Source organism: Streptomyces scopuliridis (genome assembly GCF_042790125.1).
GTDB lineage: Bacteria > Actinomycetota > Actinomycetes > Streptomycetales > Streptomycetaceae > Streptomyces > Streptomyces scopuliridis_A.
On sequence record NZ_JBHTZS010000016.1, the window covers coordinates 15,938 to 36,434 of the forward strand.

The 20,497-nt window shown below is 67.9% G+C and carries 21 protein-coding genes and 1 pseudogene; 12 read left to right on the plus strand and 10 right to left on the minus strand.

The annotated features are described in order from the left end of the window. The first annotated feature begins 7 nt into the window (after positions 1-7). A complete protein-coding gene (locus ACFRKB_RS23680) occupies positions 8-1,009 on the plus strand; it encodes an ABC transporter ATP-binding protein (protein ID WP_383108368.1) in 1,002 nt (333 codons plus the stop codon). A gap of 31 nt (positions 1,010-1,040) precedes the next feature. Further along, positions 1,041-1,787, plus strand: a complete 747-nt coding sequence (locus ACFRKB_RS23685) for a DUF1707 domain-containing protein (RefSeq protein ID WP_383108369.1) — start codon at positions 1,041-1,043, stop codon at positions 1,785-1,787. Positions 1,788-1,910: 123 nt separating this feature from the next. On the opposite strand, the gene ACFRKB_RS23690 is transcribed toward ACFRKB_RS23685, so the two are convergent. After that, positions 1,911-3,269: an SGNH/GDSL hydrolase family protein gene (locus tag ACFRKB_RS23690; RefSeq protein ID WP_383108370.1), complete on the minus strand. Its 1,359-nt coding sequence runs from the start codon at positions 3,267-3,269 to the stop codon at positions 1,911-1,913. Between the two features lie 379 nt (positions 3,270-3,648). Here ACFRKB_RS23690 and ACFRKB_RS23695 point away from each other — a divergent pair, with 379 nt between their 5' ends. Further along, complete coding sequence (locus ACFRKB_RS23695; RefSeq protein WP_383108372.1) at positions 3,649-5,199, plus strand: DUF445 domain-containing protein; 1,551 nt, start codon at positions 3,649-3,651, stop codon at positions 5,197-5,199. Between the two features lie 43 nt (positions 5,200-5,242). On the opposite strand, the gene ACFRKB_RS23700 is transcribed toward ACFRKB_RS23695, so the two are convergent. Further along, positions 5,243-5,587, minus strand: coding sequence for a hypothetical protein (locus ACFRKB_RS23700; RefSeq protein ID WP_383108373.1), 345 nt, complete (start codon positions 5,585-5,587; stop codon positions 5,243-5,245). Between the two features lie 96 nt (positions 5,588-5,683). Here ACFRKB_RS23700 and ACFRKB_RS23705 point away from each other — a divergent pair, with 96 nt between their 5' ends. Together ACFRKB_RS23705 and ACFRKB_RS23710 are read left to right on the plus strand one after the other, a co-directional pair. Beyond that, a complete protein-coding gene (locus ACFRKB_RS23705; protein ID WP_383108374.1) occupies positions 5,684-6,106 on the plus strand; it encodes an alpha/beta fold hydrolase in 423 nt (140 codons plus the stop codon). Between the two features lie 92 nt (positions 6,107-6,198). Beyond that, entirely contained in the window at positions 6,199-7,359 is a 1,161-nt protein-coding gene (locus tag ACFRKB_RS23710; RefSeq protein ID WP_383108375.1) for a hypothetical protein, read from the plus strand. Here ACFRKB_RS23710 and ACFRKB_RS23715 read toward each other — a convergent pair. Continuing rightward, positions 7,356-7,553, minus strand: coding sequence for a DUF397 domain-containing protein (locus ACFRKB_RS23715; protein WP_383108377.1), 198 nt, complete (start codon positions 7,551-7,553; stop codon positions 7,356-7,358). The two genes, ACFRKB_RS23710 and ACFRKB_RS23715, sit on opposite strands and share 4 nt — an antisense overlap. After that, on the minus strand, positions 7,553-8,398 hold the full coding sequence (locus ACFRKB_RS23720) for a helix-turn-helix domain-containing protein (RefSeq protein WP_383108378.1): 846 nt from the start codon (positions 8,396-8,398) through the stop codon (positions 7,553-7,555). Before ACFRKB_RS23720 ends, ACFRKB_RS23715 begins: the two co-directional genes overlap by 1 nt. Positions 8,399-8,626: 228 nt before the next feature. On the opposite strand from ACFRKB_RS23720, the gene ACFRKB_RS23725 reads away from it, so the two are divergent. Then, positions 8,627-9,262 (plus strand): ATP-binding protein, encoded by a 636-nt coding sequence (locus ACFRKB_RS23725; RefSeq protein ID WP_383108521.1) that lies wholly within the window; start codon positions 8,627-8,629, stop codon positions 9,260-9,262. 183 nt (positions 9,263-9,445) lie between these two features. Continuing rightward, positions 9,446-11,374, plus strand: coding sequence for an ATP-binding protein (locus ACFRKB_RS23730; RefSeq protein ID WP_383108379.1), 1,929 nt, complete (start codon positions 9,446-9,448; stop codon positions 11,372-11,374). A 53-nt stretch (positions 11,375-11,427) separates the two neighbouring features. Here the strand turns inward: ACFRKB_RS23730 and ACFRKB_RS23735 are convergent, their stop codons facing one another. The 4 genes from ACFRKB_RS23735 to ACFRKB_RS23750 all read right to left on the minus strand — a co-directional run bounded on the left by ACFRKB_RS23735 (position 11,428) and on the right by ACFRKB_RS23750 (position 15,388). Then, a complete protein-coding gene (locus tag ACFRKB_RS23735; RefSeq protein WP_383108380.1) occupies positions 11,428-12,624 on the minus strand; it encodes a DNA cytosine methyltransferase in 1,197 nt (398 codons plus the stop codon). A 95-nt stretch (positions 12,625-12,719) separates the two neighbouring features. Further along, complete coding sequence (locus ACFRKB_RS23740) at positions 12,720-13,727, minus strand: DNA cytosine methyltransferase (RefSeq protein ID WP_383108382.1); 1,008 nt, start codon at positions 13,725-13,727, stop codon at positions 12,720-12,722. A gap of 104 nt (positions 13,728-13,831) precedes the next feature. Further along, on the minus strand, positions 13,832-14,254 hold the full coding sequence (locus ACFRKB_RS23745) for a very short patch repair endonuclease (protein ID WP_383108383.1): 423 nt from the start codon (positions 14,252-14,254) through the stop codon (positions 13,832-13,834). A gap of 135 nt (positions 14,255-14,389) precedes the next feature. Beyond that, positions 14,390-15,388 carry an SEC-C metal-binding domain-containing protein gene (locus ACFRKB_RS23750; protein WP_383108384.1) on the minus strand — a complete coding sequence of 333 codons (999 nt, stop codon included), beginning with the start codon at positions 15,386-15,388 and terminating at the stop codon, positions 14,390-14,392. A gap of 73 nt (positions 15,389-15,461) precedes the next feature. Here ACFRKB_RS23750 and ACFRKB_RS23755 point away from each other — a divergent pair, with 73 nt between their 5' ends. From ACFRKB_RS23755 to ACFRKB_RS23775, 5 genes and pseudogenes are all read left to right on the plus strand, one after another. Then, the gene (locus tag ACFRKB_RS23755) at positions 15,462-15,674 is read left to right on the plus strand and encodes a DUF3311 domain-containing protein (RefSeq protein WP_365972501.1); all 213 of its coding nucleotides are present in this window, start codon (positions 15,462-15,464) and stop codon (positions 15,672-15,674) included. After that, positions 15,671-16,210: pseudogene (locus tag ACFRKB_RS23760) on the plus strand (sodium:solute symporter family protein); the annotation flags it as partial. The gene ACFRKB_RS23755 and the pseudogene ACFRKB_RS23760, both read left to right, overlap by 4 nt. A gap of 233 nt (positions 16,211-16,443) precedes the next feature. Further along, positions 16,444-16,761: a DUF6412 domain-containing protein gene (locus ACFRKB_RS23765; protein WP_383108386.1), complete on the plus strand. Its 318-nt coding sequence runs from the start codon at positions 16,444-16,446 to the stop codon at positions 16,759-16,761. 158 nt (positions 16,762-16,919) lie between these two features. Then, on the plus strand, positions 16,920-17,672 hold the full coding sequence (locus ACFRKB_RS23770) for a YidC/Oxa1 family membrane protein insertase (protein WP_383108387.1): 753 nt from the start codon (positions 16,920-16,922) through the stop codon (positions 17,670-17,672). Between the two features lie 136 nt (positions 17,673-17,808). After that, entirely contained in the window at positions 17,809-18,669 is an 861-nt protein-coding gene (locus ACFRKB_RS23775) for a fumarylacetoacetate hydrolase family protein (protein ID WP_383108388.1), read from the plus strand. Between the two features lie 191 nt (positions 18,670-18,860). Here ACFRKB_RS23775 and ACFRKB_RS23780 read toward each other — a convergent pair whose 3' ends face one another. Together ACFRKB_RS23780 and ACFRKB_RS23785 are read right to left on the minus strand one after the other, a co-directional pair. Further along, on the minus strand, positions 18,861-19,373 hold the full coding sequence (locus ACFRKB_RS23780) for a heme-degrading domain-containing protein (RefSeq protein ID WP_383108389.1): 513 nt from the start codon (positions 19,371-19,373) through the stop codon (positions 18,861-18,863). After that, the gene (locus ACFRKB_RS23785) at positions 19,370-20,461 is read right to left on the minus strand and encodes a Gfo/Idh/MocA family oxidoreductase (protein WP_383108391.1); all 1,092 of its coding nucleotides are present in this window, start codon (positions 20,459-20,461) and stop codon (positions 19,370-19,372) included. The genes ACFRKB_RS23780 and ACFRKB_RS23785 overlap by 4 nt, the downstream gene beginning before the upstream one ends. Positions 20,462-20,497: the final 36 nt, after the last annotated feature.

A 20,497-nucleotide genomic window follows, 5' to 3' on the forward strand; every position in this document is an offset into this window, starting at 1 on the left:
AGCGTTCATGAGTACGGATGACACTGACGGCAGGGACGGCGGGGACGGTACGGGCTTCATCGAGCTGGACGGCGTCGAGAAGGTCTTCGACGTACGCCGCAAGGCCGGTCTGCTGCGCCGCGAGAGGCATCAGGTGCGGGCGGTCGACGGCATCAGTTTCCGCGTGCCGCGCGGCGAGATGGTCGGCTACATCGGCCCGAACGGCGCCGGAAAGTCCACCACCATCAAGATGCTCACCGGCATTCTGACCCCGAGCGGCGGGCGGCTGCGGGTCGCGGGCATCGATCCGTCCCGGGAGCGTACGAGGCTGGCGCAGCGCATCGGCGTGGTCTTCGGGCAGCGGACGACGCTGTGGTGGGATCTGCCGCTGATCGACTCGTACCGGCTGATGCACCGGATGTACCGGGTACCGGACGCGCGGTTCCGGGTGAATCTGGAGCGCTGTGTCGAACTCCTCGATCTGGCCGAGCTGCTGGACGTACCCGTACGGCAGCTCTCGCTCGGCCAGCGGATGCGCGGCGATATCGCGGCGGCGCTGCTGCACGACCCGGAGGTCCTGTATCTGGACGAGCCGACGATCGGCCTCGATGTGATCTCCAAGGCCAAGGTCAGGGAGTTCCTGCGGGATCTGAACGCGGAGCGCGGTACGACGGTCCTGCTGACCACCCATGATCTGACCGATATCGAGCAGCTCTGCAAACGCGTGATGGTCATCGACCACGGGCGGCTGCTGTACGACGGCGGGCTGGCCGGGCTGCACGAGGTGGGGGAGAGCGAACGGACGCTCGTCGTCGACCTGGAGCGCGAGCTTCCGCCGATCGAGGTCCCCGGGGCGCGGTCGGTACGGGTGGAGGGGCCACGGCAGTGGCTGGCCTTCCCCGCCGCCGCGTCCGCGGCGCCGCTCGTCGCGCGGATCGCGGCGGAATATCCGCTCATGGACCTGTCGGTGCGGGAGCCGGACATCGAGGCGGTCATCGCCAAGATGTATGTCGATCGATCAGCTGTATGACGTGAGCCGCACCGTTGACTAGTCTGCTCGCATGACGAGTGACCGGCCTGATCCGCCGCCCTTCCCGCGCCCCGATACGCGCGCCTCCGACGCCGAGCGGGAGCGGGTCGCGGAGCGGCTGCGCGAGGCCATGGCCGAGGGCCGGCTCGATATGGAGGAGTTCGACGAGCGCCTGGAGGCGGCCTTCAAGGCGCGCACCCATGGCGAGTTGGCGCCACTGGTACGGGACCTCCCCGCGCCGGGGACCACGACGGATGTGGCGCTGGCGGCCGACACGTCCTCCGCCGGGCGCGAGGTGAGCGGCTCGGCCGGCGCGGGCGAGGTGAGCAACTGGCAGAGCCGGATCGGCCGGGAGCCCGCCACCTCGAAGGGCGCCTTCGCGTTCTGGGGCGGCTTCGGCCGCAGGGGTACGTGGACGGTGGGCCGTAAGTTCACGGCCGTCGTCCTCCAGGCGGGCGGCGAGATCGATCTGCGCGAGGCGCGGTTCGAGGACCGCGATGTGGTGATCCGCTGCTTCACGATCATGGGCGGGGTGCATGTCACCGTACCGCCGGACATGGACGTCGAGGTCAGGGGCTTCGGGCTGATGGGCGGCTTCGGCGAGGCGGGCGAGGGCGTGGCGAGCCCGGGGTCGCCGCGAGTGATCGTCACGGGCTTCGCGCTGATGGGCGGGGTCGGTGTGGAGCGCAAGGTGCGGGAGTCGGAGAAGCGCCGGCTCAAGGAGGAGCGCAAGCGCCAGAAGCTGGAGAAGAAGGCGGAACGCAAGGAACTGGACTGACTGAACGGGCTGACTGGACTCGGGCCCGTCACCGTCGGGCCCGTCACCATCGGCGCCGTCACCGTCGGGCCCGTCACCGTCGGGCCTGTCACCGTCAGGCCCGTCACCATCGGGGCCGTACGCTCACAGCCGGGCCGGTGCCCGGTCCTGCGCCCGGTCCTGTGCCACGTCCTCCAGCAGCCGGAGGCTCAGGTAACGACCCATCACCCGGTACCCGGCATCGCTCGGGTGCAGCCCGTCGCCCGAGTCGTACACCGGCCTGATCCGGTCGGGCGCGTACGGATCTCGTACCGCCTTGTCGAAGTCCACGACCTCGTCGAAGACCCGGCCCGAGCGGATCTCCTCGTTGACCCGGTCGCGTACGGACTCGGTGGTGGCGTTGTAGCCGCGGTGCGCGCCGAACGGGGTCAGCGTCGAGCCGATCACGCGCAGCCCGCGTGCCTTCGCCCGCTGGGCGAGTTCGCGCAGCCCGGCGGTGATCCTGGCGGGGTCGGTCTCGCGGCCCCGCAGGATGTCGTTGATGCCGAGGTCGATGACGACGACCTTGGCACCGGCCCGGTCGAGCACGTCACGCTGGAAGCGGTCGAGCCCGCTCGCGCCGTTGCGCTGCGATGACGCGTCACTCAGGACGCGGTTTCCGCCGATGCCCTCGTTGAGCACGCCGATGTGCCGGTCGCGCAGGCGCGCGGCGAGCACGTCGGGCCAGCGGCGGTTCGCCTCGTAGCCGGAGCCGACCCCGTCGGTGATCGAGTCACCGAAGGCGACGACCGCGCCCCGCGCCTCGCGGTTGAGGACATCGACGGCGGTGAGATAGCGCCAGACCCTGCGCGACGGCGTGTACGCGGCGGCGTCGAGGTCCCGCGTACGGTCGCCGTCGGCGAGATACGAGGTCTGGAGCGCGTGCCGGTGGTACGTCACGGGTCCGCCGGCGCGCGGGGTGTGCAGCGTGACCAGCAGATCGCCGCCGTACGGCACCCGCAGCGCCACGGGGTCGCTGACGATCTGTCCGCCCGGCGGTATGGTCACGGACGCCCGGTGGCCGAAGGACAGCCGCCGCATGGTCCCGGCGACCGCCTCGGGGCTGCCCCCGCCCTCGCCGACCGCGATCGAGGCGCCGCCTATCAGCAGCGGGACGGGGCTGTAGAGGTTGGAGAGGGTGATCCGGACGCTGGTGCCGCCGATGCTGGTGTGCACGACGTTACGGATGGAACGCCCGGGATAACCGACCGGCGCCCCGGGCTCGGCGCCCACCGGGGCGGCGGCCCAGGTGCCGGTCCAGTTGTCGGCGACGGCGGGCGCGGCCGTCCCCACGGGGGTGCGTCCGCGCGTACGGGTGTCGGCGGAACCGTCGTCACCGCTGCCGCCCGCGTTCGCGCGCGAGCCGCTGTCCAGTAGTCCGTACCCGGCGATGATGACGCCGCACACCAGCGCCACCACCGCGACGAGTGCCCCGAGCAGGGCAAATCCGCGATGTCTGGTCATAGCCCCCGAGTCCCCCGTGTCTCCCTCATCACTCCGTACAGAACACATCATCCGACATCGCGCGGGAACTCGACGTGCGCCCCGGGAGTACCTCAGGGAGTACCTCAGGCAGGGACAATGCCGGAGGGGCGGGCCGGAGGGGCGGGCCGGAGGGGCGGGCCGGAGGGGCGGGCCGGCGCGGGCCGGAGGGGCGTGGCCTGAGGGGCTGGCCTGAGGCGCGGTGGTGCGTGGCCGGAGGGGCGGGGCGGTGTGCCGGGCACGAGAACGGGAGCATGGAGCGTTGAGCAGAGTGCGTTGAGGTTGGCGCTTGCGCGGACGGGCTCAGGTGGACGGGCCTGGGCGGACGGGTTTACGCGGACGGGTGGATCGGGTGGAGCGGATGGAACGTACAGATCCGGAGAGAGCGGTAGAGGGCGGCGGTGGCGGGGGCCTCCCCGGCGGAAACCGGGGCCTCCCCGGCGGTGGCGGGGGGCTCCCCGTCGAGGCGGGCGGGGCGGGCGGAGCAGGCGGGCCCGGTGGGTCCGGTGGCGCTGGTGGGGCCGGTAGTGCTGGTGGGGCCGGTGGGGCCGGTGGGACCGGTGGGACCGGTGGGCCCGGTCCGTCCGGCAGGTCGGGCGTGCCCGGCGCGCCCCGTCCGTCCGGGACCGGAAAGCGTTCGGCGCTCCCCGCCTTCGCCTATACGGCCGCCGACGAGGAGAAGCTGCGCGGCGTCCGCCGGATGAAGACCACCGCCACCGGTCTGCTGCTGCTGGTGGCCCTGGTCTATGTGCTCGCCACCTGGGGGAAGAACTCCGGCCTGGGCGGCTGGACCGGCTACGTCGCCGCGGCGGCCGAGGCGGGCATGGTGGGCGCGCTGGCCGACTGGTTCGCGGTGACGGCGCTGTTCCGGCACCCCCTCGGTCTGCCCATCCCGCACACCGCGATCATCCCGAACAAGAAGGACCAGCTGGGCACCTCGCTCGGCGCGTTCGTCGGGGAGAACTTCCTCTCGGCCGAGGTCGTACGCAACCGGCTGAGGGCTCTGGGTATCGGCCGCCGGCTCGGCACCTGGCTCGCGGAACCGGACCACGCGGACCGGGTCACCGCCGAACTGTCCACGGCGCTGCGCGGCGCGCTGACCGTCCTGCGGGATTCGGACGTCCAGGCGGTCGTCGGCGAGGCGATCACCCGGCGCGCGGACGCGGTGGAGATCGCGCCCGGCCTCGGCAAGACCCTGGACTCGGTCGTCGCCGACGGCGCCCACCACCGTGCGGTCGATCTGATCTGCGCCCGCGCGCACGACTGGCTGGTGGAGCACGGGGACTCGGTCATGGACGCGGTCCAGGGCGGGGCGCCGGGCTGGACGCCGCGCTTCGTGGACCGCAGGATCGGTGACCGCGTCTACAAGGAACTGCTGCGCTTCATCACCGAGATGCGCGACATGCCGGCCCACCCGGCGCGCGGCGCCATCGACCGCTTCCTGCGGGACTTCGCGGCGGACCTCCAGTCGGACACGGACACCCGCGCCCGGGTCGAGCGGCTGAAGTCGGAGCTGCTGGCGCGCCCCGAGGTGCAGGACATCATCGCCTCGGCCTGGGCCTCCGTACGCGCCATGGTCATGTCGGCCGCGGAGGACGACCGGAGCGAGCTGCGCCTGCGGGCGCGGGCCTCGCTGCTCTCCCTGGGCTCGCGGCTGGCGACGGACACCCGGCTCCAGGGGAAGCTGGACGGGTGGATCGAGGACGCGGCGGCGTATGTCGTCTCCACGTACCGTGGCGAGATCACCTCCCTGATCTCGGACACGGTCGCGAGCTGGGACGCCGCCGACACCTCCAGGAAGATCGAGGCGCATATCGGCCGCGACCTCCAGTTCATCCGGATCAACGGCACGGTGGTGGGTGCGCTGGCGGGGCTGCTGATCTATACGGTGTCCCACCTGCTGGGCGCGTGACGAAGCGCCGGGCACGGGTGGGGCCGTTCAGCCGGCGGCCGGGTCATCCACCGGCGCGGCGGCCGACGGCCCAGGACGCGACGGCGACGCCGCCCGCGACGGTGAGGACGGCGGGCCAGGCGCCGATCTTCTTGGCGAGGGGATGGGATCCGGCGAAGGCGGCGACGTACGCGGCGCTCAGCCCGACCGCTGCCTTGGTCCCGCCGGTACGGTGCCACTGCCGCGCGGCCACGGTGCCGGCGGCGGCGAGCGCGACCCCGCCGAGCGGGCGCTTCTTGGTCCACCGGGCGATCCCGTAACCGCCGACGAGCCCGCCTGCCGCCACGGCCGCCGCCGGAATCCGCGCGGTCGTGGTCGCGGAGGCTGTCGCTGTTGCAGTCGCTGTCACCTGCGCCGCCCTTGTGTGCTGTTGATGTGATCGACGCGTCGAGCCTAACGAGAAATGGTGGTGCCCCGGGGAGCGGTCCATGGGACCGTCGGCGCTATGGGGCAGCTGACGAGAACGGTGCGTGGCGGCGACGGCGTACGGCTGACGTGTTTCGACCACGGCGGTGACGAAGGAGCCGGTGCGGGGCGGCCCGTACTCCTCCTCCACGGCCTGGCGGGCCACGCCGCCGAATGGGACCCGCTCGTACGGCTGCTCCGCCCCGCGCACCGTGTGGTCGCGTACGACGCGCGCGGCCACGGCGCGAGCGAACGCCGCCCGGCGGACGTCTCGCGCGCGGCGCACGTACGGGACGTGGTGACGGTGGCCGAACACCTCGCGCTCGACCGGCCTGGCGGAACACCCGGACGGTCTGCGCCCGGCCCACGATGTCCACTTGGACCGGCCGGAGGCGCTGCACGAGGCGATAGGGGAGTTTTTGCGACACACCCACGCCGGGACGCACATGCTGTAAAAACCTGACCATATGCCGTGAACGCTACGGAGGACACAAGAGATCGTCACAGTCCGCCGAGGTGTGTCCACTTCGGGCCCGGCATGGGCACGGAACCCTCATGCCCCGAACCACCGCCGCCGACGCGGCCATTGCCCAGCTGTCCCGTACACAGCGCTCTCTGCCGACCACCCGCCAGCTGCGCGCCACCGGCCTGGCCGCCAGCACCACCAACGCCCGCTGCGCACCGTCCGGCCCCTGGCAGCGCCCGCTGCCCGGCGTCGTCCTGATACAGACCGGCGCCCCTGACCCGCGCCAACGGCTGCTCGCCGCCGTCCTCTACGCGGACACGGAGACGACCCCCCTCTCGGGCACGAAAGCCGTCCTGACCGGCGAGGCGGCGCTCGCGCTGTACGGGGTACGGGACGCGGGCACGGACCGCGCCGACGTACTGGTCGCCCCGCGCCGCGGCCTGCGCGACAGATCGTACGTACACCTGCGCCGCACCAGCCGCTGGCCACCGACCCTGCTGGTCGACGGCATCCCCTGCGTACGCCCGGTTCGCGCGGCCTCCGACTTCGCGGCCTACTGGGGCCTGTCTTCAAAGTCCCGCCTGCCCGGCGACGCCCGGCACGCACGCTCGCTGCGTTGTCGGGATCACCCCAGTACGTCCAGTACTGGGGAGACCCTCCGCCTTGCGATCGCACGCACCGGACGCCGCCGGGCCCGCCCTTCGGGCGGACGGCGCTACTTTGAAGACAGGCCCCAGCCCTCGCCGGACCGGATCCGCGCGATCCTCGCGACGACGGTCCAGCGGTGCAGCTGCCACCCGGAAGACCTCCGCGCCGAACTCCACGCCTCCCACGCCCTCCGCAACCCGGCGGTGCGCACGGCCCTGGACGAGCTCCGCGTCGGCATCCGCTCCATCGCCGAAGTCCAGGCCCGCACCACCCTCCGCGCCGCCGGCCTCCCGGACGCCCTGTGGAACCCGGCCCTCTTCACCCCGACGGGCACCTTCCTGGCCAGACCGGACGCCTACTGGCCGTTCGCGGGGGTGGCCCTGGAGGTCGACTCGGAGGAATACCACCTGGGCGTCACCGAATACCGCACCACCCTCCGCCGCCGCCTGCTCCTGGAGTCCCACGGCATCGACGTCACCAGCGCGGCCCCAGCCCTGATCCGCGACCACCCCCAAGAACTGGTAGCGGCGATCCGCACCAAACTCCACCTGGCCAAATCCCGCCCCACCTGCCCGAACATCATCATCCGCCCGTACCTCTAGCCCCCCAACTGCCCCTCCCGCACCCCCAGAACGAACCGTCCCCAAGCCGCACCTCGGAAAATGAGCCTGGCCCCATCAGGGTCCTTCGAGTCACGTATGACCGAACCATCGGCCAGTCCGGCGACCTCGACGCACTCGGTGCCGCTCCCACCGCTGTACGACGACTTGATCCAGCAGAGGTATTCGCGATCCATTACAACTCCTCGCAGATCCGATCCAGGAGCGCGACGGACGCCTCGACGTCCAACGCCTGCGCGCACAGGTATTCGAACGCCAATTTATAGCGCGCGAGTTCCTGTGGCTTCTCCATGAACAGGCCCCCGCCGATGATGTCCACGTACACGACGTCAAGCTCGGGCGTCGCTCCACCGAGAATGACGAAGCTGCCAACCGCGGCGGCATGGGCGCCCGCCTCGAACGGCAGTATCTGGAAGGTGATGTGAGGCTCACGTGCTTGCGTGAGCAGGTGACGCAACTGCTCACGCATGACATCGCGCCCACCGACCGTCCGTCGGATCACCGCCTCGTCGATCACGGCCAAGATGTGCGGAGGTTCGTCCCGAGTCAGCAACTCCTGCCGCTTCATGCGGATCTCGACCATGTGGGCGATCTCCTGCTCGGAACAGCGCATCTCTGAGGCGCGGTGCACCGCTTCCGCGTACGCACGGGTCTGCAGCAGGCCCGGGACGTACATGCAGGCGTAGTGATCCTCACGAACGACCTCGTCCTCAAGCGTCAACATGAGGTTCATGGACTCGGGGATCGGATCAGCCAGCGAGCGCCACCACCCGCGGATCTTGGCCCCCTTCGCCAACTCAACCAGTGCCAGCCGCTCTTGCTCTGAGGCGCCGTACTCGCGACAGAGCGCGTCGACCGCAGGCCATTTGACCGTCCCTTCCTTGGTCTCGTACCTGCTCAAGGTCGCCTTGGAAATGTTGACCAGGGCTCCTGCCTCCTCAAGAGTGAGGCCCTTCCTCTCCCGTAGACGGCGGAGATCGGCGCCGAGTTGGCGCCTCCGTGTCGTCGGTCCGACTGCCATGCATGTGGCCCTTCTTGTCTGATTTCCCAGAGCGTGCACGGTGCCGCGTACCGCAGGCAACACAGCGTGCGCCGGGGGCGCGCGGCAACAGTCGTGCTCCCAGAGAACTCTCTTGAGAGTTCCATTTTGAGAGTTCCAAGTGCCACTCTAAAAAACACGTACGGCCGCGCATGGTGGCCAACGAGCGATGTGGCAGGGGTGGTTGATGTGAGCGCGTGTCGATTTGGTATCGCCAGGAAGGGATGGGATCTGCCCTTCCTGGCGGAAGCCGAGGAGTTGGCTGGGCTACGGCGCGTCATGCGAGCGCATCTGAACCTGTGGGGTCTGCCAGGGCTGGTCGACACCGCACAGCTGTGTGTGACTGAGTTGGTCACCAACGTCATCACGCACGTCGGCCCGGGGACGCCCACCACGCTGGCCGTAACCATGAACGGCCAACACCTCCGGCTCGAAGTGAGCGACCCGGACACCCGCGCGCTTCCCACGCTCGTCTCCGTGACGACTGAGGAGGAGTCGGGCAGGGGCATGGCACTCGTGAGTGCCGTCACGGACCGCTGGGGCGTCATCCTGCGTGGAGACTCCAAGGTCACCTGGTGCGAGCTGACCACGGGCCTCCGCTCGGGCTCCGACCATGTAGAAGGGCCTCAAGTCGCAAAGGCAGAAGCCCTCCTGGCGCTCTATGGATCCCCGGACACCCTCATGTCGCAGCGGCACGAACGCCTGAGCGTGGCAGTTGCGGAGGAGGCGGCGATCGGCATGATCGCCGACCTCCTCCACTGGCTCCGCGCCCACGGCCGCGACCCGGACGAGGCCCTGGACCGCGCCCAGGCGCGCTACGAGACGGAGGGGAACGCGCAGGTCTGACTCAGGCCCAGGGGAAAAGTTGGGAAGGATGGATGTGCGGAAACTCGGTGTGAGGGGAGGGAGCCTGCGCCTAGAGTGAACTCAGCAAGGGCAAGGCGCTCTTGCACGTTTTCTAGGGCTTGGCTCTAGGGAGAAGAAGGAGAGTCACTCATGGCTAGGCGTGTCCACGTGCCCCCGGAGGCTGTGGGAAACCTGATCCGTCAGGCGTACGAGGTCGGTGGTCGCTACCAATGGGCCCGCGAAGCGTGGCGAAACTCGGAAGAGAGCGGCGCTTCGACCATCCACTTCGGAATCGAAGAGCAAGCGGCAGCGAGCACCGGCGTGCTGCGCCGCACGATCATGGACAACGGGTCGGGCATGGCCCCGGACGACCTGTTGGTCTTTCTCTCCTCCTTTGGAGGAGGAGGAAAGCCGATCGGAGTAGACGGAAACTTCGGCCAGGGCTTCAAGTCCTCTGTGCTGCCATGGAATCCATATGGCGTCGTAGTGATCAGCTACACCGACGCCGAGCCCGACGGCTATATGGTGTGGATTCGTCGCGAAGGTGACAGCTACACATTTCGCGAGTGGGATGTCTACGACGAGGAGGACGGGTCGTACCTCGGTCGCCAAGACGTGGTGCCGCCCTACGAGGACGAAGACCATGGCTGTCACTGGGGGCGCGTCAAGCCCGATTGGATGACAACTGGCACCATCATGGTCCTGTTGGGCGCATCGGAACGCAGCGATACGTGGACGGGGGACCCTGACCCAGCGCGCAGCGAGAGTGTGGACGGTCTCGTTCGTTATCTGAACGGGCGTTTGATGGATGTTCCCGAGCGCCAGGGAAAGCGCGTGGAGACCACGGTCGTTGACCTCTACCGCAAGGGGGCCAACGCCAGCGATCGGCGCGAGAATAAGGATAAGACCGTGCAGTTGCCGAATGGCAGCTCCATGGTATGGCGTCCTCGGCGCGTCTACGGGATGCGACACTATATTCCGCCCACACCATTGTCTGGCGAAGTAGTCGTCGACGAACACGGCACGATTGCCGAGTGGTTCTATGTTGCCGAGCCCAACCGTCCGGTAGGCGGCACCAGCGACTACATCGAGCAGCATCCCATCGTCGTCGTGGACTACCAGGGCGAGGCGTATCACGCCGACCACAGTAAGAGCCGGTACAGGCAGTTTGGGATCACTGACGAGATCAAGGACCGCACTTGGGTGATCCTTCGACCGCCGGTATTCAGTGACAGCCGCCCGACTGAGTGGGGTGTGCTTACTCAGGCGTCGCGGCACATCCTCATGGCAAAGGGGGGTGCAGAGTTGCCGTGGGACGAGTGGGGCGATACTTTCTTCGAAAAATTCCCCGAGCCGCTGAAACATGCCCTGGAGTCGGCGCGAGCCCAGAGCGGTTCTCGGTCGGATGGCTCAATGGGGAAGAACCTGTCGCGAATCCTCGATCGGCTCAATTCCCGCTTCAAGGCCTCCCGGGTGATGAGTTCCACAGCAGGGAAGATCCTTGGAGTTCCGGCTGGCGCGGCTGTGTCAGGGGCACGCTCTAGAGAGAAGGCGGGGAGCGGCGGAGGATCGGCAGGCGGGGGCAAGGTTGATTCGACGTCCAAGCGCATCCTCTTGCCTGCACGCGCTGGTAGTGCAACGGGAAGCACTGCACTCATGAGGGGTGGATATCCTGCCTTTCAATGGGAGCCGTTCGATTCCAAAGAGGCGAAGTTCCTAGCCCGATATGCCCAGAATGAGACCAAGGATGTGGACGGAGTTGAACACAGGGGAGTTGTACACCTGAACTCAACACACCCTGTGTTTCAGCAGGAGTTCAATTATTGGGCTGAGAATGTATGGCCCAAAGCCACCAACGAAAATGTGCGGCATTTGGTGCAACGCGTTTATGGTGAGGAAGCTGTCGCGCACGTGGTTCATGCCCAAAGCCTCAATGGCACGCTGGTAGCGAGAACAGAAACGGGAGAGGCCGTCGTCATTGGTAGGGACGATGTCGGTCTGCTGCTGACGTCGCAGGCTCTAACCGCAGCTCTGCTGGGGCTCGTGAATGTCGAACAGCGTATCCTTACCCAGGGTGGTGGCCTGTTCGGCAGTAGATCAAACACGCAGTAGGCTGGAAAGGATCTGCCTGTCGCCCAGAAAAGTCGGGGCGGCAGGCAGATTTTCTATGCGTGGGAAAGTAGATGCTGATATATGTGCTTTGCGAGAGCCTCGGAAAGTCCGATCGGAACTGCGTTGCCAATCTGGCGGGCGATCTGCACCTTGGTGCCGCACCAGTGAAAATCGTCAGGAAATCCCTGGATCATTGCCGCCTCGTAGTGAGTAATGGGACGGTTGGCTGTTGGATGGAGGTAGCGTCCCTTCTCCGGTTTGAAAAACTCGGTTCGGATGGTTACTGACGGTGAATTAAGGCGCAGGCGTCCCATGACATCGCCAGAACCGCTGGTGTGGCGATTCCAGCTCACTGTGGACAAAGGGACTTCCTTTCCGTCAATCATCGCTGTTTTCTCGCGGAGATCGTTCCTGTTTCCGCCGGCCCCGATGGCTTGATATCTGGCTAGGGAGAGGGCGGTGGGGTTTCGTCCAATGTGAAGTTCGCTTGTTCGGTACGTGCCTGGGACCACCTCTCCAAGGAGTTTCACCTCACGCTCCGGAAGTGAAGTCGTTAGCGGCTCGGTAGCGCTCTCTGTGAAAATATTCTCAACGCTCTGCCAGGGGAGAAGGCTGGATGTATCGAAGAGCTCGGGGTTTTTCTTCGGATCCTTCCTCTCGTGAGTCGGGGATGGATTACCCAAAGGCGGCAGATCATTGTGTGTAGCGATTACAATCGCCCGCCTTCTTGCCTGAGGTACTCCGAAGTCTGCGGCGTTCAGGATGGTTTTCTCGGTGAGTGTATATTTCCGCAGCAATCCTTGTTTGTTGGATCCTTGAAGTGCCCTATATTCTGGCGAATTGAAGAATCGATCTACATTCTCAATTACGAAAATCTTCGGCTCAAGGGCTGCTACCACTTTCACGTATTCGCGCCACAGTTTATTTCGAGGGTCCAGTGGATTTTCTTTTCCGAGACCGGAGAACCCTTGGCAGGGGGGTCCTCCGAGGATTACGTCCACGCGCCCCTTGTAGGGACTTGGATCCCATTCTTTAATATCCCCGGGAAATACTTCGCATTCATTGCTCGTATTCTCGCCAAAATTTGCAGCGTACGTGGAGGCTGCTGCTCGGTCGAACTCGACTGCGGCGATGGAGCGGAAGGGCGAGCCCTCAGGGCCGGGCTTGTACCTGTGGAAGCCTTGAGTGAAGCCGCCGCAGCCAGCGAAGAGATCGACGACGTTGAACTTGGCAGTGGTGCGGGCGGTCATGGCGGACAGACTACAGACATGCGCGGGCAGTTGGTTGCACGGTTTACCCGGGACGGGTGCTGGTACGGCTGATGGCTCGGTGGGCGACGAGGCCGTCATGCTGCCGTACTCGATGAACTACGGAGAGCGGTGGCGATCGAAGCAGCGACGGCGCGGGCCACAGGCGGCGGGAAGGCGTTCCCGATCTGCTTGTATCTCGCGGTCTTGCCGCCCGAAAACTTCCAATCGGGCGGAAAACCTTGGAGTATGGCGGCTTGGGGGGCTGTGAGCCGAGGGTAGCCTTTCCATCCTCCTCGTCCAACACCGTGACGCAAGGCGAAGGTGGGGCCAGGGACTTCATGGGCCAAGGAGTCGCCATTTACTGCCAGTTTGGCCCAAGCTTGCTTGGCTCGGTCGGGGCCAAGGTCTCCGCCCCCATGCTTTGTTGAACCCCCGACGAGTGTCGGTGCTACTCCGTCCGCGAGGAGTGCCCATTCCGAGGCCCCAAGCCAACCGTTCGATGCCATGGATTCCTCAAGTACTTCGCCCACTGTCGGAGGTAGCTCCCACACTCTGAGCGGCCATTGGAAGTTCCTGAAGTCTTTTTCGTGTAGGGCTATTACGATGGCGCGCTTACGTCGCTGGGCGACTCCAAAGTGCTGGGCATCCAAGATTTCCATCTGTACGACGTAGCCCAATTCTTCGAAACGGTCTACGAGGGTTTGGCGCGTGTATGCGAACTTGGCGCTTCTCGCCAGAGCAGAGACGTTCTCCAACATCACAGCTCTTGGGCGCATGGCTGCTGTCAACCTGATTGCCTCGGGGAGGAGATCTCGTTCATCATCGGCTCCAAGCTGCCTCCCCGCCACGGAATACGGAGTGCAAGGGATACCTCCTGCCAGCAGGTCGACCCTTTCCAAGGTCTGATCGGGAAAGAATTCTCTAACATCCTCCTGGATCACTTTCCATGAGGGGCGGTTCAGACGAAGCGTCCGGCAGGCCTCACTGTTGTGCTCGACGAGGGCGAGATGTTCGAAACCTGCCTGTTCGACACCTATTGCCTGCCCCCCGGCCCCTGCACAGATCTCCACTGACGTCAGAGTCTCCCCAGCCACGATGACCATGCCTCCCCGCGTAGACGACAGTAGGAGACACTAGGCGAAGGGTCTGACAATCGCTTCGACCGGCAACTTTCTTGTCGGCGTCGGTCAGCGGCAGAACGCTCGCGTCACTTAACCCTCCGGGCGGCGACGGCGGTTGCAATCTTGGTTGCGACTTCAGCAGGTGCCTCGTGCTCCCAGAAGCGCAGGACGATCCATCCTGCGTCGGTGAGATGCTCTGTCGTCTCTCGGTCTCGTGCCATGTTGCGACTGAGCTTCTCTCGCCACCAGTTGACATTTGACTTCGGGTGAGTCCCATGTTGGGGGCACCCGTGCCAGAAGCATCCGTCGATGAACACGGCGATCTTCGGTCGGGTGAACGCGACGTCGATGGTCCGCCGCGGCATGTCGGGCACCCTGACGTTCAACCGGTAGCGATGTCCGGAGGCGTAGAGCAGCTTACGTACTGCCAATTCGGGCGCCGTATCCCGGCTGGGCTGACGACTCATGCGCGCGGAAACGCCCGGGGAGGAGGGGATGGCTGCGGTCATGATTTCCGTGTGTGAGGGAGGAGGCTGGGCAGGGACGGCAAATTGAATGGGGTCGTATTGCAACGGTAGTGCATAGGGTTTCCAACTTGGACGAATAGGTCGAAAATCCTTGCTCGGCAGATAAGCGTCCCGTCCCTAGCCTGCCCCGTGGCAGTCCCTGTAGGGCTTTGTCGAGCCGCACCAGCAAGGGGCGTTGCGGGCTGGGGGCCAGGGGGTGGCTCGGCCTCGGGCTGCGAGGGTGGTGGCGTATTGGGGGAGCAGGTCCGTGTTGGCGGGGGAAGACTGTTCCGAGGCCGCGAACGCCTCGTACGACGGGACCGTGGCCGTGACGATGCCCAGGTTGGGGGTGCCGGTGGCGGCGAGGTCGCGGAGGGAGGATTCGAGGTGGGACAGGTGGGTCTCGTGGGAGGGGTACTCGCCGGCCAGCGTCGGGTACGCGGCGAGGAGTTCGGCCAGTTCCGCGGCCGGCCAGTGCAGCATCGCCACCGGGAACGGGCGGGACAGGGCCGTGCGGTACGAGCCGAGTTCGGCGCGGAGGCGGGTGATCTCGGCCTGGAGTTCCGCGGGGTTGTCGGAGCCCAGGGACCAGAGGCGTTTGGGGTCGTGGAGTTCGTCGAGGGTGACCGAGGCGGGGTTGACGCGGTCCGCGAGGCCGTCCCAGTCGTCGTGGTCCAGGGCCAGCAGGCGGCGGACGCGGTGGCGGCCGATCAGCAGGTTGTGGACCGGGTACGGGACCTCTTCGCCGGGGGTGAGGAGCGTGTTGAGCGCGGTCGTGAAGGTGTCGTGGGCCGCTTCCAGCTCGTCGTGGGACTCCAGGGTCTCGGCGGCGATCTCCCAGGGGCCCGGGTCCAGCGGGGCCGCGGCGCGCAGGCCCTCGATGATCGCGCGGGCCTCCGCCTCGTGGCCGTACTCCCAGAGGTTGGCGGCCTGGAGCGCCTTCACCAGGTGGGGGTGGTCGGGGGAGGCCGCGAGGAGGGTGTCGTAGAGGCCGCTCGCGCGACCGCGGTCGCCGGCCAGTTCCAGATGGGCCGCGGCACGGAGGAGCAGGGGCTCGTGATCCTCGGGGTACTGGGCAGCGGTGCGCAGCAGGCGCTCGGCTTCCGTGGTGTGGTCGGCAGGCATGTCGGGGCGCATGACGGACACCGTACTGCCGTGCGGGGCGGGAGCGGAGGGCGGCGGTCGGTCGTGCCTCGTCCAAGGTCCTGACGTGCTCCGACACCGTCCTCATCTGCTCTGGCTGCTGGTTCCCTTCGTGCTGTTCCTGGTGGCGCTGCCCTGGGTGAACCGGGTGCGGCCCGTGGTCCTCGGGCTGCCGTTCCTGTCCCTGTGGCTGCTCGGCGCGACGGTGCTGACGCCCGTCGCCGTCGCGCTGGCCTGGCGCGGGGATCAGCGGCTGCGGCGCCGGGAGGGAGCGGAGTGAACGCCGCCGTCGCCACCACGATCTTCGCCGTCTTCATGGTCGGGACGGTCGGCCTCGGGCTGCTCGCCGTCCGGCGGCGTACGGGCGGCGGGATCGCCGAGTGGTCCGTGGGGGGACGCAGTCTCGGCGCCGTCTTCATCTGGGTCCTGATGGCCGGCGAGAGCTATACGAGTTTCAGCTATCTGGGCGCCGCGGGTTGGGGCTACAACTACGGCGCACCCGTCCTCTATGTGGTCGCCTATATGTCCTGCGGTTGCGCCGTCGGCTATGTCGTCGGCCCCATGTTGTGGGGCTATGCACGCCGCCATGATCTTGTGGGGATCACGGACATACTCGCCCACCGCTTTGGACGCCCCTGGCTGGGCGCCCTGACGGCGGTGCTCGCGACCGTCTTCCTCCTGCCGTACATCCAGCTCCAGATCACCGGCATGGGCGTGGTCGTCTCGACCATCTCGTACGGGGTGATAAGCCTCAACTGGGGCTATTTCATTGCCTTCGCGGTGACCACGGGACTTGTGGTGGTGAGCGGGCTACGGCGATTCCGTCGAGTCCGGCCACTCACGGTATGGAACTGGGCACGTACGGTGAAGTACCGGACCCGGGGGATCCGGTACGCCGGGTCCTGCTCCGGGCCCGTCGACCGCTTCAGCCACTGGAGACCGATCGTGTATAACGGCTGAAGCGGCGTTTGTCGTAGGAATGCGTCGTAGCAACGCTCCGACAAGCACTCCGACAGCACTCCGACACCCGGAACGAGAGGGGCAGGCCCATGGACCGCAGCGCGCTGCGGCTGCTGCGCCCCGCCGGGCTGCTGCTCTTCCTCGTCGCCGAAGTCCTGCTCCTCGACGCCGGCGGCCTCTCCGCCGCCGTCGCGCTCGCCGCCACCGCCACCGCCGCCGCGGGCTCCGCCCTCGTCGTCTGCGCCCTGATCAGCGCGCGTTCCGTACCCGCTCACCCGCGCCACCGGGTACGTACGGCCATCCGCGACCGCGAGCAACGTACCGCCTTCCTGCCCCAACGGGACCCCGACGCCTCGGGCCGCACCCGGCCCCGAGCACCCGGCCGTCTTCTCCCGACGGCCGCGTAGCAGGGGTACGCAGAGCAGGGAAGGGATACGCGGAGCGGAGTCACGGGCACGGGCGCGACAAGCGCCCGCCGTACGCACGCACCCTCTCCCCACCCCCGCGCGGGTCGTCATGCCGAGCTGATCTCATCCGGCACGACGAGACCCACGGAGGGCTCACCATGTCCGTTTTCGCCAATCTGGTCGGACAACTCGCCAATCTTCTCCAGCCCCTCTTCAGCGCGGGCGCCGCCGCCGCGGCGATCATCCTCTTCACGGCCTGCGTACGGCTGGCGATCCATCCCCTCTCCCGCGCGGCGGCCCGCGGCCAGAAGGCACGTACCAAACTCGCCCCGCAGATCGCCGAGCTGCGCAAGAAGCACGGCAAGAACCCCGAGCGCATGCAGAAGGCGCTCATGGAACTGCACGCCAAGGAGAAGGTCTCGCCGCTCTCCGGCTGTCTGCCGAGCCTGCTCCAGATGCCCGCGTTCTTCCTGATGTACCACCTCTTCTCCAACCGGACGATCGGCGGCGAGCGGAACGAACTGCTCGGCCACTCCCTCTTCGCCGCGCCGCTCGGTGACCGCTGGACGGACGCGCTCGCGCACGGCGGGGTGCTGGGCGGCGCGGGGCTGGTGTATCTGGGCCTCTTCGCGATCGTCGCCGGGGTCGCCACCTTCAACTTCCGCCGGACGAAGATCCAGATGGCGCACGCTCCCGCGATGCCGGCGGGGCCCGACGGGCAGCAGATGCCGGGCATGGGCGCGATGACGAAGATGATGCCGCTGCTCTCCTTCGCGACGCTCTTCACCGTCGCCGTGGTGCCGCTCGCCGCCGCGCTGTACGTGGTGACGAGTACGACGTGGACGGCGGCCGAACGCTACTTCCTCTACCGGGACATGTATCCGTCGCGCGCACTGGCGACCGTCATCTGAGGCCACTGCCACCTGCCATGGCGGTCCAGGGTCTGAACAGGGTCTTGCAGAGTGATCGGATGTCTTGGAGGATCAGCCGATCCCCTCCGGTGACCGCACCCATCGGCCGGGTCATGTTCGAGCAGAGGAGACAGACATGAAGCTGCTGCGTGTCGGTACGGCCGGGGCCGAGCGCCCCGCGCTGCTCGACCAGGACGGGACGACCCTCAGGGATCTGTCCGGGCTGGTCACGGACATCGACGGCGCGCTGCTCGCCGATGACGCCGCACTCGACCGGATCCGGTCGGCCGCCGCGTCCGGCGAACTGCCCGTACTCGACGGAGCCGGGCCGCGTATCGGACCACCGCTCGCCCGGATCGGCAAGATCGTGTGCATCGGGCTGAACTACCACGACCACGCGGCGGAGACCGGAGCCGAGATTCCGGCCGAGCCGATCATCTTCTTCAAGGCGCCGGACACCGTGGTGGGCCCCGACGACACCGTCCTCGTGCCCCGGGGGAGCGTCAAGACCGACTGGGAGGTCGAACTCGCGGTCGTCATCGGCCGTACCGCGCGCTATCTGGACTCCGCGGCGGACGGGCTGGCGCATGTCGCCGGGTACGCCGTCTCGCACGATGTCTCCGAGCGCGAGTTCCAGATCGAGCGCGGCGGCACCTGGGACAAGGGCAAGAACTGCGAGACGTTCAACCCGCTGGGGCCCTGGCTGGTGACCGCGGACGAGGTGCCCGACCCGCAGGCCCTGGCGCTCAGGCTCCGCGTCAACGGTGAGCTGAAGCAGGACGGGACGACCGCCGAGCAGATCTTCGGGGTGGGCGAAGTCGTGCGGTACGTCAGCCAGTTCATGACGCTGTACCCGGGCGATGTCATCAACACCGGGACGCCGGCCGGGGTGGCGCTGGGCAAGCCGGAGCCCAAGCCGTATCTGCGCGCGGGTGATGTGGTGGAGCTGGAGATCGAGGGACTGGGGCGGCAGCGCCAGGAGTTCAAGGACGCGTGACACGTGACGCGTGACGCGAGGCGCGGGCGGCCGGGGGCGGGCGGCCGGGGGCGGGAGGTGGCCAGGTCACGGGGCGGCCGGGCTCCGGAGGCCGCCAGTGCCGCGAGTCGGCCCGGCTCAGGAGGCCGCCAGGGTCACAAGGCCGCCGGGGTACGGAACGGTCCGCCCGTTCCGTACCCGCCCCTGGCTCCTCAGCCGCGCAGCCGCTCCAGCGCCCGCACCACCATGGCGTGGTCCTCCACCTGCGGCAGGCCCGAGACCGTCACCGTACCGATGACGCCCGCGCCCTCCACCGCGATCGGGAACGAGCCGCCGTGCGCCGCGTACAGGTCCGGGTCGAGGCGGGAGGAGTCCTCGAAGGTGGTGCCCTTGGCGCGGAAGCGCGTGCCCACGAGGAGCGAGCTGGCGCCGTACCGCTCCACGACCCGGCGCTTGCGGTCGATCCACGCGTCGTTGTCCGCCGTCGATCCTGGCAGGGCGCAGTGGAACAGCTGCTGCGCGCCCCGGCGGATGTCGATCGCCACCGGCGCGTTCTGCTCCCGCGCCAGCTCGACCAGCAGACCGCCCAGCGCCCACGCGTCGTCGTAGGTGAAGTGACGCAGGATCAGCCGGGCTTCCTGCGCTTCGAGTTCGGCCATGGTGGGAGTGGTGGAGGCGGTGGAGGTGGCGGGCGCGGTGGGTCCGGCGGAAGCGTCAGTGGTCATGACCGGAACTCCAGCGTGACCGCGGTGCCTTCGCGGGCCGAGCGCCGCGCCGCTTCCAGTACGTCGAGCGCCGCCGCCGCCTCGTGCGCCGTCACCGGCGGGGCGGTGCCCTCGCGCAGCGCGGTGGCGATCCCCGCGTAGTACGCCGGATAGTCGCCCGGCTCGGTCTCCACGGGATGGCCGCCGCCCGTCAGCGGCGACTCCCCGGCCCCGATCCGGCCCCACAGCGACTCGGGCTCCACGCCCCAGGCGGGGCCCCTGCCCGGCCGTCTGCCCGCGCGCAGATCCGCCTCCTGGGGGTCGAGTCCGTGCTTCACATAACCGGCCGCCGAGCCCAGTACACGGAAGCGCGGACCCAGTTGGGCGGTGGTGGCGCTGGCGTAGAGGTGGGAGCGCACGCCGTTCGCGTGCGTGAGCGCGATGAAGGTGTCGTCGTCGGCCTCGGCGCCGGGACGGCGTACGTCCGTCTCCGCGTACACCCGTACCGCCGGGCCGAACAGCACCAGCGCCTGGTCGACGACATGACTCCCCAGGTCGTACAGCAGACCTCCGATCTCCTCCGCCGCGCCCGACTCGCGCCAGCCGCCCTTGAGCTGCGGGCGCCACCGCTCGAAACGGGACTCGAAGCGCTGTACGTCACCCAGCTCGCCGGCCGCGACGAGACGGCTGAGCGTGAGGAAGTCGTTGTCCCAGCGGCGGTTCTGGAAGACGGAGAGCAGCAGCCCGCGCTCCTCGGCGAGCGTGGCCAGTTCGCGCGCCTCGGCCGCGCTGCCCGCGACCGGCTTGTCCACGACGACCGGCAGACCGGCCTTGAGCGCGGCCGTCGCGATCGGGACATGGGTCTTGTTGGGGGAGGCGATGACGATGAGGTCGAGGCTGTCCGCCCGCTGCCACAGCTCGTCCGGCGAGGCCGCGAACCGTACGCCGGGGAACTCGGCGCGCGCCTGCTCCCTGCGCTCCGGGCTGGAGGTGACGACCGTATCGAGGGCGAGCCCGTCGGTGGCGGCGATCAGCGGGGCGTGGAAGACGGAGCCCGCGAGGCCGTAGCCCACGAGTCCGACGCGCAGAGGGGTGCCGGTACCAGTCATGCGTCCACTTAAGCAACGGTGTTTCCAAAGTGCAAG

Bases quoted from the DNA above. Each gene is read 5' to 3' on its own strand.
- ACFRKB_RS23715 (WP_383108377.1), bottom strand. From the start codon at position 7,553: ATGGATCGCGAATACCTCTGCTGGATCAAGTCGTCGTACAGCGGTGGG.
- ACFRKB_RS23720 (WP_383108378.1), bottom strand. From the start codon at position 8,398: ATGGCAGTCGGACCGACGACACGGAGGCGCCAACTCGGCGCCGATCTC.
- ACFRKB_RS23690 (WP_383108370.1), bottom strand. From the start codon at position 3,269: ATGACCAGACATCGCGGATTTGCCCTGCTCGGGGCACTCGTCGCGGTG.
- ACFRKB_RS23705 (WP_383108374.1), top strand. From the start codon at position 5,684: ATGGGGCAGCTGACGAGAACGGTGCGTGGCGGCGACGGCGTACGGCTG.
- ACFRKB_RS23735 (WP_383108380.1), bottom strand. From the start codon at position 12,624: ATGACCGCCCGCACCACTGCCAAGTTCAACGTCGTCGATCTCTTCGCT.
- ACFRKB_RS23750 (WP_383108384.1), bottom strand. From the start codon at position 15,388: ATGCGCCCCGACATGCCTGCCGACCACACCACGGAAGCCGAGCGCCTG.
- ACFRKB_RS23775 (WP_383108388.1), top strand. From the start codon at position 17,809: ATGAAGCTGCTGCGTGTCGGTACGGCCGGGGCCGAGCGCCCCGCGCTG.
- ACFRKB_RS23740 (WP_383108382.1), bottom strand. From the start codon at position 13,727: ATGGTCATCGTGGCTGGGGAGACTCTGACGTCAGTGGAGATCTGTGCA.
- ACFRKB_RS23785 (WP_383108391.1), bottom strand. From the start codon at position 20,461: ATGACTGGTACCGGCACCCCTCTGCGCGTCGGACTCGTGGGCTACGGC.
- ACFRKB_RS23745 (WP_383108383.1), bottom strand. From the start codon at position 14,254: ATGACCGCAGCCATCCCCTCCTCCCCGGGCGTTTCCGCGCGCATGAGT.
- ACFRKB_RS23710 (WP_383108375.1), top strand. From the start codon at position 6,199: ATGCCCCGAACCACCGCCGCCGACGCGGCCATTGCCCAGCTGTCCCGT.
- ACFRKB_RS23770 (WP_383108387.1), top strand. From the start codon at position 16,920: ATGTCCGTTTTCGCCAATCTGGTCGGACAACTCGCCAATCTTCTCCAG.
- ACFRKB_RS23695 (WP_383108372.1), top strand. From the start codon at position 3,649: ATGGAACGTACAGATCCGGAGAGAGCGGTAGAGGGCGGCGGTGGCGGG.
- ACFRKB_RS23765 (WP_383108386.1), top strand. From the start codon at position 16,444: ATGGACCGCAGCGCGCTGCGGCTGCTGCGCCCCGCCGGGCTGCTGCTC.
- ACFRKB_RS23685 (WP_383108369.1), top strand. From the start codon at position 1,041: ATGACGAGTGACCGGCCTGATCCGCCGCCCTTCCCGCGCCCCGATACG.
- ACFRKB_RS23680 (WP_383108368.1), top strand. From the start codon at position 8: ATGAGTACGGATGACACTGACGGCAGGGACGGCGGGGACGGTACGGGC.
- ACFRKB_RS23780 (WP_383108389.1), bottom strand. From the start codon at position 19,373: ATGACCACTGACGCTTCCGCCGGACCCACCGCGCCCGCCACCTCCACC.